The organism is Ulvibacterium sp. (assembly GCF_965248315.1).
In the GTDB taxonomy this organism is placed as follows: Bacteria; Bacteroidota; Bacteroidia; order Flavobacteriales; family Flavobacteriaceae; genus Ulvibacterium.
The window spans coordinates 4,001,099-4,014,010 of sequence record NZ_CBDFIX010000002.1 but is presented as its reverse complement, the minus strand read 5'-3'; the positions used below and the strand labels follow the sequence as shown (position 1 = coordinate 4,014,010).

Annotated in this window: 5 protein-coding genes; all 5 read right to left on the bottom strand. The window is 45.5% G+C overall.

All coding sequences use genetic code 11. The features are described 5' to 3' along the window. Positions 1–4 precede the first annotated feature (4 nt). The 5 genes from ACP2AF_RS18850 to ACP2AF_RS18830 all read right to left on the bottom strand — a co-directional run bounded on the left by ACP2AF_RS18850 (position 5) and on the right by ACP2AF_RS18830 (position 12,841). The gene (locus ACP2AF_RS18850) at positions 5–1,408 is read right to left on the bottom strand and encodes a Gfo/Idh/MocA family protein (protein WP_425237695.1); all 1,404 of its coding nucleotides are present in this window, start codon (positions 1,406–1,408) and stop codon (positions 5–7) included. Positions 1,409–1,980: 572 nt separating this feature from the next. Further along, the gene (locus tag ACP2AF_RS18845) at positions 1,981–4,260 is read right to left on the bottom strand and encodes an FG-GAP-like repeat-containing protein (RefSeq protein WP_425237694.1); all 2,280 of its coding nucleotides are present in this window, start codon (positions 4,258–4,260) and stop codon (positions 1,981–1,983) included. Continuing rightward, positions 4,261–7,614 (bottom strand): VCBS repeat-containing protein, encoded by a 3,354-nt coding sequence (locus ACP2AF_RS18840; protein WP_425237693.1) that lies wholly within the window; start codon positions 7,612–7,614, stop codon positions 4,261–4,263. A 199-nt stretch (positions 7,615–7,813) separates the two neighbouring features. After that, positions 7,814–9,409, bottom strand: a complete 1,596-nt coding sequence (locus ACP2AF_RS18835) for a RagB/SusD family nutrient uptake outer membrane protein (protein ID WP_425237692.1) — start codon at positions 9,407–9,409, stop codon at positions 7,814–7,816. Between the two features lie 18 nt (positions 9,410–9,427). Continuing rightward, the gene (locus ACP2AF_RS18830) at positions 9,428–12,841 is read right to left on the bottom strand and encodes a SusC/RagA family TonB-linked outer membrane protein (protein WP_425237691.1); all 3,414 of its coding nucleotides are present in this window, start codon (positions 12,839–12,841) and stop codon (positions 9,428–9,430) included. Positions 12,842–12,912: the final 71 nt, after the last annotated feature.

The window sequence follows — 12,912 nt, the reverse complement described above, 5'->3', positions numbered from 1 at the left end:
CATTTCAACTGGCTTGGGTTATGCCCAATTTTCTGTTCCGTTTCCATTTGCCACGGGTAAAATCCGGAAAGGGTACGGGGATACTTCCGTTTTCCACGGAAATCCGGGACAAGGGCCCCACTACGGACCAGGCCACCCCATCATAGATGTCCATATCCTGGGGAATACCTTGGTTAAAACAGCTAATGACGCGGTAGGCCATTACAAAATCCATTCCCCCATGGCCGCCTTTGTGCCGAGCGATCCGTTCCTGCAACTCGTTCCAGATAGGGTGCCTATAGGTATCCCGCAGCGCTGTATAGTTTTGTTCATCCAAAAAATGGTGGCCCTCGCCGTTTAGCGACAACCTGCTAGGATATCCTTCGTGATAGCCTTTGGTCCCGGACAGTACATTTTTCCGATCATAGGGTCTTGGGGTCACCACATCATGCTGTAGTAAAATAGATCGGCCCTTATGGGTCTTGATTAGACTATTGTTGATATCCCCATGGGCAAAATCGGTCTTTCCGTAAAACGGATTATCGGTATCCAGGGTCCGGGCGTATTCGGACAACGCATTTTGGGGACTGCCCATGGATACTAAATACGCAAAGGTATCGCCCCTTTGGATATCCAGATACTGGGCCACCGGTCCCAGCCCATGGGTAGGATATAGGTTGCCGTCTCGTTCCACATGGTGTTGCAGTCGCCAATTGTTGTAGGAGTCCTTACGGAACAGTCCTTCCCGTAAATCGTGGATATAGGCCGCTTCTGCGTAGTTAAGTGTTCCCAAGACCCCTGCCTGTGCCATATTGAGCAGCCAAAGCTCTTCGTCCCCATAACAAACGTTTTCCAGCATAATACAATTACGTTGGGTCTCCTCGGCCGTATCTACCAGAGCCCAACATCCCTCCAAGGTATAGGCGGCGGGGACTTCTACCCCTACATGCTTGCCTTGTTGCATGGCATGGACGCTCATGGGTACATGATCTTCCCAGGGCGTGGCCACAATGACGAGGTCTATATCGTCCCGTTCCGTCATTTTTTTCCATGCATTTAGGCTTCCTGTATAGGTCTCCGGGCGTTCATTGCCATGGGCCTGTAGATAATTCATACAGATTTGTATCCTCGGCTCACGGACATCGCAAAGCGCAACGATGGATGCCATCTCAGGGCATAGGGCGTTAAATTGGTACAATAGTCCCAATCCCCGGCTGCCACAACCGATAAGGCCTATCCGTACCTTTGGAATCGGCGGGACCATAAGATTCATAACCGAGGAGTTTTGGGTAGGCCTTTCTTTGGTGATTTCGTTCAGGAGTTCGGCTATTGGCCTTCCCGTATCCCTTTGGTCAGGGCTGCAGGCCGAAACACCTAAATAGGCACTGGCATAGGTACTGTTTCTTAAAAATCTTCTTCGTGTATACATTACGGGTTATTGTGTTATTGGTTGTTAGTTATTGAGTTACCAATTACTGATTACTGGTTACTGGTTGTTGGTTGCTGGTCATTGTTCATTGGTTATTGGGTTTCAGGTTATTGTTTATTGATCATTGAGTTATTGGATTGTTGGATTGTTGGATTGTTAGGTTATTGAGTTATTGGTTATTGAGTTACTAATTACTAATTACTGATTACTGATTACCGGTTTCTGGTTTCAGGTTATTTAGTTGTTGGACTACTGGTTATTCAGTTATTGGGTTATTGATTCATTGATTCATTGTTCATTGGGTTACTGGTTATTCAGTTATTGGGTTACTGGTTATTCAGTTATTGGGTTACTGGTTATTTAGTTATTGATTCATTGTTCAATGGGTTCCGGGTTTCTGGTTTCAGGTTATTGTTTATTGCATCATTGGTTATTGATAATTGAGTTATTGTGTTACTAATTACTAATTACTAATTACTAATTACTGATTACTGATTACTGATTACTGATTACTGATTACTGATTACTGATTACTGATTACTGATTACTGATTACTGATTACTGATTACTGATTACTGGTTTCGCGTTTCATAGGTGATGCGGTTCCCATCTTGTTGGATGGTGATAAAACTATTGGGCCTCAGTTGTTGAAAGGTGCTTACGGTATTGGTATCGTCCGGCCACCAGATTTTTACTTCCCTGATTTCCTTGATCTGTCCCAGCCCTATTTCCTGTTGTAGGCTGGAAGCCCCAAAGCTTCCCCCCGAGGATACCGTAGTATAGATGGACCGCTCGGTACCGGTCTTGTCCTCGACCGTAATTTTGATCCGCGCCCCAATGGCGGAACGATTGGCGGTCTTCCCCACCAGACGCAGCGTGATCCAGGCATTGGCATTGCCCCCGTTTTCAAACAGGATGTTTTGGAAGGTATCTCCTGAGACCGCACCGCCCAAGACTTCGTAGATGTCCTGGTCGCCATCGTTGTCATAATCGAAAAAAGCGATACCATGCCCTTTTTGGATATGGCCGAAGCCTCCTTGGAAGGTAATATCCTCAAAGCGTTTCCCCTCCATGTTCCTGTACATACGGTTGGGTACGATGGCATTTAGGTTCGGGGTACCGGTACCTAAATAAAAGTCCAAAAAACCGTCATTGTCCAAATCACCATAGTTGCACCCCATAGTGTACAGGGGCCGGTGGATGCCGTATGCCCTGGAGACATCGGTAAAGGAATTGTCCCCGTTGTTTTTATAGAGACGCGGCGTTTCGGCCATTGTTTTTCTTCCCAATAGGGCCCGGGCCTCGTCTTCCGCCGCCTTGTCCAAACGATCCAAGGTATAGCCCGAGACGAAAATATCCTCAAAGCCATCATTGTTAAAATCCCAAAACCAGGTCGGAAAACTATGATAGGGTTCCTGTACCCCGGAAATAGCGGCTATCTCAACAAACTGCCAACTGGATTTTGATATCCCACAGCGATTTAGGAACAGGCGATTGTTACCGGACAGATTGGACAGGTATAGATCAGGGAGGCCATCATTGTTGATATCGCCCCAAGCGGCACCCTTTATGACACCGACCACCGAAAGGCCTACCTGCTGTGCGACCTCCTCGAACGTACCATCCCCTTTATTTACATAAAGTTCGCAAGGATGTGGGCTGTCCGGGGATTCATTGCCGATGAAAAGGTCTAAAAAGCCATCCTTGTTAAAATCCGCCCATGCGGCCGTTTGGGTGGGAAAATAGGACAGCAGTCCGGCTTCCTGGGTTACATCGGTAAAGGTGTTGTTCCCATTATTACGAAGCAGGGAATTGGGAAACCTCCCGTAATTCCCCAACCAGGCCCCCCGAACTACCAGAACATCGGAAAAACCGTCATTGTTATAATCGGCTTGGAGCAGATTAAGCCCCCCGGTCAAGCCTTTTAAACCTGCAGCTTCGGAAATATCCTCAAACTTACCTTTGCCCGTATTCCTAAAGAGCCGTAACGGGTCATTTAGACCGTAGGAAGAAACCATGAGGTCCAAAAGGCCATCATTGTCAAAATCCTCACTGACCACTCCACCGGCCAGTCCGGTAGCATGTATCCCTAAGTGCATGGCCACATCCCGGAATTTCGGGATTTCCGTGGTTTTTGTTTTGACAATATCCGGAATATGAACATTCTTCGGGACCCCCTCCGGATAATCCCCAAGGGTCATATAGGCCAGATTTAACAACCACCGGGCCTGCAAGTCATTCGGAAAGGCCTTGAGAATTTTTGTATAGATTAAAATGGCCTTTTCGGCACTGGAGGTATCATGATGGAGCCCTTCCTCTTCTATAGGAATAATACAGGACTTTGCGGTATGGTGTTCCACACAGTTCTCTTCCTCGCCCTTTTGAAGGTAGGCAAGGGCCAAAAGATCATATAGCTCTTTATTTAAGGAGGTAACCTCCGTTTCTTTTTGGTCCTTAAGGCGGTTTTCAATTTCGGTAATGGCCTTTTCTACAAAGCCTGCATTGATCAGTTCTTCAAGATACCGGGTGTGGAGCCAAAGGGATAGGGTATCCTTCCGATCGGCCCTGAGGTAATTTTTATAGTAATACACGGCCCGTTCCTCATTGAGCATATAGTTGTTTGCAGGATCTGCATTTTCTGCGAGGGATTTAAGTTCCTCCGCCATGGCCAAATTGCTATGAGGTGCAAAATGTTCCTTGTCAGCGGTCTTAAAATCCTTGGTAGATCTATGGCAACTGGTAGATAGCAATAGAAGGGTACTTAGAAATGCAAGAAGTGCGCATGTTTGTTTTTCCCTTCCTTTGGCCGGATTACTACGCAGGCAATTGGTTTGGATAAAATAGATGGGCATTTAAGGATGTTGTTTTAGCATGATCAATTGCAATGCATCTCCATTTTTGGCGAAAAGAAAACCTTGTTCCCTTCCTAAAAAATTGATAGGTTGGCTGCCTTTGATATCCCCGGGGATGTATAATCCACTTTTATTGGGGGGTACAGGTTTAAACTTGCCCTTGCCATTACCTGTTAACAAAAGTCCGTAACTGGCATCGTTTCTGGGGGTTTCCACTTCGGCCCCATATAGGTTGCCCGCAAGTAGTACATCCAAATAACCGTCCCGATTAAAATCTTGGATTTCGATGGTATTTGTTGCCGATAATTGCGCCAGATGGGGTAGGGGATCTACAGCAAATGTTCCATCTCCTTTATTCTCCAAATAACTGGTGGCAAAATCGGTAGCGGCATAATGCAATGCACCTTCCATGTTCTTTCGGCCATAGACCTCTTCCAGGGAGGCCTTGGCAAACAGATCATAGGTAGGGAATTTTTCCTTGATCATGGGTACTTGGTCAGAACTGCACTCCCTTCCCCGTAAGGGGAAAAGATTCCCCTCTTCGTAGTATCCCAAGGCAATATCCAAAGATCCGTTACCATCAAAGTCTTTGGTATAGATTTCAAAAGGTGCTTCGGGACTGCTCTTGTATTTGTAATTTAACCCCAGGTTTCCGGCAATAAGATCCATATCCCCGTCCTGATCAAAATCGGCCGCATTGATAGTATTCCACCATCCGGTATGGTTTTCCAATCCTGTACCGTCTGCCTTGATAAATCCACGATCGGTATTGTAAAAAACGGTAATGGGCATCCATTCACCCACAATGACCATATCCGTACGGTTGTCCCCATTAAGTTCTATCCAGGCCATGTCCGTAACCATGCCCAGGCCTAAAAGCTCCGGGGCCCACTCCTTGGTGATATCGGTAAGTGCAATTTTTTTGGGGAAGGAATCATTCCGTAATACATAAGAGTCCGCCGGGAAAGGGTATTTTCCCGGGATTTGTCGTCCTCCAATGAATAGGTCCTGATCCCCGTCCCCGTCAAAATCAAAAGCTTTGACCACTGACCCGCTGTTCCGTATTTTTGGGATATCCAAATAGCGGCTAAATTGGCCTTTTCCCTTGTTTAGGTAGAGGCGATCCTGTAAACCTTTTGAATTTTGATTGTTTTCGTTTCCTCCGCTGACTACATAAAGATCTAGATCGCCATCGTTTTCCACATCCAAAAACAAGGCCGCGGTATCCTCATAACCTTGTTCTTTGTTCCATAAGCTTGAATTTTGATTATCTTCCTGAAAGGTTCCATCTATTTTTTGTACATAAAGCGTTCCGGGATACCCCAAGGCGCCACCGACATAAAAATCGTCCAATAGGTCACCATTTACATCCCCTACGGCCAATGCCGGGCCGAATTGTGACATTTTATGGGGCAATAGGCCCTCACGTTCAAAATCGTCAAATACATTTTCCCGATGCAAAAAATCAATACCGCTTTTTGTGGTAACATCGGTGAAGCGCTGTTGGATTTTAAGAGGCTTTGGGGGAACTACCTCTGCGTTTTTATAGTGTAATGTATATACCTGGTTTACCTCCAGGGCGTTTAGGGTTTCTTCGGTGCCATCGGGCCATTTCACCACCATCTGGTCAATCTTTTCCGCAGTACCGATTCCAAAGTGCAAGTGTCCACCAACGGAGGACTGAAACCCACGGGTCGGATACTTTTCCAAGAGTTGCCTTTGCCCGTTGCTATGTTCAATTTGGATGCGGGTACCTATCCCATACGGATTTTTTTCACTGCCCTTTAGCTGAAATTGTATATAATTGTTTCCGACTTTTAGCTCGTTGGTGTTATTGCGGTAGATGAAGCCGTAATCGTCCACGTTATTGGTCACCAGATCCAGATCACCGTCATTATCCAGATCGGCATAGGCGGCACCGGTGGTACTGGTCAATGCGCTGAGGTTCCAGTTTACATTTTTCTTGGCAAAGGTGAGATTCCCGTTATTCCGGAAAAAGAGATTGTCCCTATTCCTTTTTGGAATCTTTCCCATGAGATCACGAATGTAATCTTCCAGAAGCTTTTTGGGTTGTTTGGTGGTCTTTTGGTCCTGAACGTATTGGGCCAGCCGCTTTTTCTTATAGCGTACATAGTCATTGTTCCTAAAATCCCTTTTGATACCGTTGGATACAAATAGGTCTTTTAACCCATCATTGTCCATATCAAAAAAAAGGGGCGCCCAACTCCAATCCGTATTGGATACCCCGGCCAGTTGGGCCACATCCGAGAATACGGGTACGTTATCACCATCCGGGATACCATTATTGAGTTGTAAGGTGTTGAACATATATTGGTGGTGCAGCCCATAGTCCATAAGTTGGTAAAAACGTTCGGGGGCCATACCGCTCATACTGGTCTTGCTATCATAATTATGTTCGGAGACCATGTCTACCGAAATAAAATCCAATAGGCCGTCATTGTTGAAATCGGCCATATCATTGCCCATGGAAAAATTGGAAATATGATTGGTGGCCTGCCGTATTACCTCCTTAAAAGTACCGTTGCCCTGATTGATATAAAGATGGTCTTTTTCCGCATAATCCTGCCCTATAAGAACATCCGGCCAACCATCATTATTGATGTCACCAATGGCAATGCCCAGACCAAAGCTGATGGTGTTATTAACAATTCCTGCAGCATCACTGACGTCTACATAGGTACCTTCATCATTTCTGAACAGGCGATCGCTTTGATAGGGCGATTTTTTTTGAAGGAGTTTCGGTACTTGTTTAAAGTCCGAGGTATAAGAAGCATCCGTACCATGGTTCAGTAAAAACAGATCCAAGTCCCCATCCCTGTCATAATCAAAAAAAGCCGCTTGTGTGGATTGATGGGGCAAATCTAAATTGTACTTTTTAGCTTCTTCCTTAAATACGGGAATCCCGTTCGGATCATTTCCCTGATTGATGTAAAGTTCATTTTTTCTTTTATCCGGATCATCGAACAAGCCCGATCTGCATGCATAAATATCCAAGTCCCCATCATGGTCGATGTCTACCATAGTGGTTCCGGTATAAAACCCGTAAGTTCCCCTAACATTTGACGTTTCAGTAGTATTTCTAAACTTTAAATCGCCCCCATTTAAGTATAGTTCATTTCCCCCAAAGCTTGAAACGAAAAAAATATCCTGAAGCCCATCATCGTTGAGGTCGCCTACCGAGACACCGCTACCATTGTATATATATTCATAGGTGAGCCCGTTCATATACATACTTTCTTGTATCCTATTCGCAAACGTGATTCCGGTATAGCTTGGGGGGAGAATTTTAAATAAGGCCAGAGAGTCCACATTTTTAACAAGGGATTTTTCCAAGGGCGTTGTTTTTTTTGTACAACCCGTTAGGGTACAAAGACATAATAGCAAGAGCGGGGCATTTCCATTTTTCCTTATAAAAATTGACAATCTGTACATTCTGATTTAAAAAAATGGGGGTTTGAGCGACTAACCCCAACCCCCATTTTAAACTAACATAAACAAAAAATTAACTTAAATTAAATACGCTCTTTATCTCTTACCAATTGGGGTTTTGGGTTATTATCCCTTCGGATAGATCTATTTCTTCCTGGGGGATAGGCCATAGGTAATCCTTTGCCGGATCAAATAAACGTCCCGTATTGGCCAACACGTTTGTACCACTGGCGGGATTCACTGCTCCGAGCACATCTTGAGGTACCACTTGTTCCGCTATCCTACGCCTACGGATCGTGTAAAAACGATCACCCTCAAAGGCCAATTCTACCCGCCGTTCATGTAAAATGCGCTCCCGCATTTCATCCTGACCTAGACCTACGGGTAGATCTGGCATACCTGCCCTTGACCGAATGGAATTTAAGGTGGTATAAACCTCCGTGGTAGGACCAGATGTTTCATTGACGGCTTCCGCATAGTTCAGCAAGACTTCCGCATAGCGTATTAAAATGTAATTGGTACCGTCCTGCGCGGTCGGCAGTGTATTGTCATAGAACTTTTTGATCCAATATCCGGTCGTGGTGGAGTTTCCCCCTCCCAGGCGATCCGCACCATCCGTATTCCATGGATCCAGGGTTACACCGTCAATGGTCTCCCCTGGGAAAATTATGGATTGCCCAAGTCGCGGGTCCCTATTTTCAAAAGGATTGTCCGGGTCATAGCCACTTCCCGGATCTTCGATATCCATTCCGTTGGAGGTTTCAAATTCATCGACCAAGGATTGACTGGGCGAGGATCCGGTCCACCCTCCTAAACTGGGCGGTAATGAATACAACTGTTGGGCATTTAGATAATCCCACCCTGCGGTAAGGTATTGAATATCAAAAATGACTTCCTCGTTGTTTTCATTGGCCAGTTTAAAAATATCCCCGAAATTGGTTTCCAGATTATAGGGCCCGGCCATAACGTCCTGTGCGGCGTTGATCGCTTCCGTAAAGTTGTTTTCGAACATCAATACCCGGCAGCGGAGGGCATCTGCGGCACCTTTGGTGGCACGCCCTACGTCCAATCCGGAATAGGAGGGCGGCAAAACACCCGCGGTGGCCTCTAACTCGCTTAGCACAAAGTTTATCACTTCTGCCTTTGCCGTCCTTGTCGTATTTTTGGCATCCTCTACGGGTACTACTTCCGTTATCAGTGGAACATCCCCATATAAAAAGGTAAGCTCTTGATAGGCAAAGGCCCTTAGGAAACGCACTTCCGCCTTTAAACGTTCACGTAGCCCGGCATCCATTTCCGTATTGTCCACATTGGCCAGAAAAACGTTGCTCCTTCGGATCATATTGTAAAAGAATCCCCATACCTGATTGATCATTCCAAAACTTGGGGAATGTGTTCCCTGCCCAATGGGTTCGTATTGGCCGGCCGTAAAACTTGTACCCCAGGCGTCATCGCTCCAAATATTCCTTCCGATCATATGATAGCGTTCGTAAGGATCATTGGAGGATAACAGCTCATAAACACTAAAGGCCCCGGCGATGGCATCGGCCTCCGTTTGATAAAAAGTATCGGGATTAATGGTATCATCCGGTGAGACATCCAGAAAATCCTTACTACAGGAAGAAATTACCATTAACGCTATCGTGACCCCACCCAAAAGGATGGATTTTTTAAAGCTTATACTATTTAAAATTTTCATATCGCAGTTTTTCATTGATTAAAAAGTAACATTGAGTCCTATGGCGTATGTTTTTACCTGAGGGTAGATCTCGCCATTGTTACCTGGATTTAATGCATCCGGATCAGGGTTACCCAAGGTTTCCGGGTCAAAACCATCTGGGAACTCCGAATTTGTAATCGTTAGGAGGTTGTCCGCTGTAACATAGACCCTGCATTTTTGTAATCCGAACTTGTTGATAAAAGACTCCGGTAAGGAATACCCCAGTTGTATGTTCTTTAGCCTTAGATAGGATGCATTGTAGGTGAAAAACGAACTGGTAACCTGGTTTCTCCCTGCATTGGCGGAATGTAAGGTAGGGTAGGAGGCATTGGTGTTTTCCGGGCTCCACCGATCCAAATGAACGGCAAGGGTTTTACCACCATTACTAAAGGGATGTGCCGCCCTATCGATCAGGGAGTTCTGTACACGCCCCACCCCTTGAAAAAACAGCGATAGATCTAACCCTTTGTAGTCCGCTCCAAAATTAAAGCCATAAAACAATTTTGGGGTAAAGGTTCCCAAGGAGGTTCTATCATCGGGATCGATTACACCGTCCGGTTGTCCGGTCAAATTTCCATTTTCGTCACGGCCATTTATATCCGCGTATCGGATGTCACCCGGAACCGGGGTTCCTCCCAAAGCCGTTTGATCAGGAGCACTTGCTATCTCCGCATCGTTTTGAAAAAGCCCCAATGCTTCATATCCAAAGATATTGTTTATGGGATCACCCACGCTACGCCCCGGAACTTCGCCGTTCTCTGGAAGGGCATCAATCGTTGGAGCTTTTAGAAAATTGGTCATATTATACCCAATGGAGTAACGGAAATCATCCCCGATACTTCCGTTATAATTAAAGCTCATTTCAATACCACGGGCAATGGAACTGGCTACGTTGGAGGGTGGTGCGGATGCCCCGAAGGAACCGGGCAGAGGAACCACGGCCAAAATATCATCCCGATTTTCAGAGAAATAATCAAAGCTGAATTGAAAACTGCTATTGAAAAGAGCCGCGTCAAGGCCCACATTACTCTTTGTAATGGTTTCCCATCTCAAATCTGGATTGGCAATAAGGCCTTCCCTAAAGCTGGTCTGTAACTGACCACCGGCCTGATAACCCCTGCCCGCCCTAAAAGTAGGGGCGTAGGCAAAATTGGAGACTGTACCGTTAACGATCACTTCCTGATTGCCCAACTGGCCCCAGGATCCCCTTAGCTTCAATTGATTTAATTCCTCAATCCTGAAGAATTCCTCATTGGCCAGATTCCAACCCAAAGAAAAAGAGGGGAAGACCTCTTTTCTATTGGCCTCTGCAAATCGGGAGGTGGCATCTTGGCGCAGGGTAAACTCAAAGAGGTATCTGTCATCAAAGTTATAGTTTAGCCTTCCGAAATAGGACTCCAAACGATACAATTCTACATCGCTATCATTAGTGGCGGTATCCGGATCGCCCAATGCCAGTTCATCACTAACATTGCTGGAAGGTAATCCAGTTCTGGCGGTTTGGGTAAGCTTAAAATCATCTTGGATGGAATTATGCCCCAACAGGGCTTTTATGTAATGTTTACCAAAAGTTTTTTCATAGGTCAATAAAGCCTGTAAATTTATATTGGTCCTTCGGGATTCCTGTACCTCTATACGGCTAGGGAGGCCAATGGCCTCAGAGCCATCGGTGTTGTATAATTGCAGGAATCTGTCAAAGTCGTTGAAATTCCTATAATCTTGGTTTATGGCCGCAATGCCCTTGATATTGAGGCCCTCAAGGATCTTGAATTCGGCCGAGACGCTCCCCAACAATTTGTCTTCCAGCGTACGTTGAAGCCCCCCTTCATTGGCTTCCGCAACGGAATTGTGCTCGTTGATGAAGGCTACAAAATTGCCGTCACTATTTCGAATGGGTACAGTAGGGTGTTCCCTAAAATTCTTGCTGTAGATGCTACCGACACCTCCCCGAGGTTCTTCCACATCCCTTCGGGTCAACGCTACATTATACCCTAAGGTCAATCTATCGTTTATTTTTTGGTCCAAATTCAATCGGAAGGAGTATCGTCTGTAGTTGGTATTGGGTATGAGCCCTTCGGTATCCAAATAGCCGAGCGAAGCACTGTAGTTGAAGGTATCCGAACCTCCAGATAAGGCCAGATGGTGCCTTTGGGTAAAGCCATCCGGGGTCAATAATGCCCCTAGCCAATCTGTACTGGGCGCCGAACCATTTTGAAAGGCCTGCAATTGTTCATCGGTAAATTCTGGGGCATTGCCATCATTGACCAAAGCTTCGTTGCGCAATGTAGCATAGTCAAAGGAATTGGTAAACGTTGGGGTTTCCGTAAACTCCTGAAACCCAAAGGAGGTACTGTAATTTACCATAAGGGCTCCTGAACGTCCTCTTTTTGTAGTTACGATGATTACCCCATTACCGCCCCTTACTCCATAGATAGCTGCTGATGATGCATCTTTAAGGACCGAAATACTGGCAATGTCAATGGGGTCGATGTTGTTCAAGGTAGACTCTACCCCATCCACTATGATCAACGGGGAATTGCTACCGCCAAAAGTGGTATTTCCACGGATGGAGATATTGGACTCATCCAGACCGGGCTGTCCGCCCCCTGAAAAGGCCGTAACCCCACTGGCCTGGCCGGCCAAGAGGTTGGATACATTGTTAACTGGCCTATTTTCTAGGGCGGCGTCATCAATGACTTCTACAGACCCGGTTAGGTTTATCTTGCGTTGGGTGCCGAAACCTACCACTACGACCTCCTCCAAGGCCCCGGCATCTTCCTGTAGATTTATGGAAATGGCCGTTTGACCCGCAACTTGGACTTCTTGCGTTGTAAAACCAAGATAGGATACTACCAAAACGGCATTTTGATCGGCCACCGAAATGGAAAAATTACCATCAAAATCCGATTGCGTACCATTTGTAGTACCCTTTTCCACGATATTGGCACCCGGTAGGGGCGCTCCATTGGAATCGGATATCGTACCACTTATTTGCAATTGATATAATTTCGGTGAACTGTCCACTTGCTTTTGGGAGGAAGTGGGATAGGTTGCTTTTTTTAATATAATATGTTTGTTGAAAACTTCATAGGAGACCTTGCCATCTTGAAAAATTCTATTTAATATGACATGGATGCGCTCTTTCTTAATTTTTAAAGTAAGCTTACGGTCTAGATTTACATCCTCATTTTTATAGAAGAATCGAAATTCCGTTTTACTTTCAATTTCCGAGAATACTTCAGCTAGTGTTACCTGAGCTAGATCTAGACTAATTTTCGTGTTTTGGGAATACCCGGAATTTGCTTGTATTTGAAAAAGGGCAACGATGAGAAAAAAGAAGGTAAGTTTCATTTTCAAATCAAGTTCTGGAACGATTTTGTATAACCATTCCATGATGTTCGGTTTTTTCATAATTTTGAACGATTTTTAGTTTGTTTCAGACAGCTGTAAAATCAATTGTTGAATCGGGGAATGTGGCTGCA

Excerpts from the sequence above, each read along its gene's own strand:
- ACP2AF_RS18850 (WP_425237695.1), bottom strand. The coding sequence starts at position 1,408 with ATGTATACACGAAGAAGATTTTTAAGAAACAGTACCTATGCCAGTGCC.
- ACP2AF_RS18845 (WP_425237694.1), bottom strand. The coding sequence starts at position 4,260 with ATGCCCATCTATTTTATCCAAACCAATTGCCTGCGTAGTAATCCGGCC.
- ACP2AF_RS18835 (WP_425237692.1), bottom strand. The coding sequence starts at position 9,409 with ATGAAAATTTTAAATAGTATAAGCTTTAAAAAATCCATCCTTTTGGGT.
- ACP2AF_RS18830 (WP_425237691.1), bottom strand. The coding sequence starts at position 12,841 with ATGAAAAAACCGAACATCATGGAATGGTTATACAAAATCGTTCCAGAA.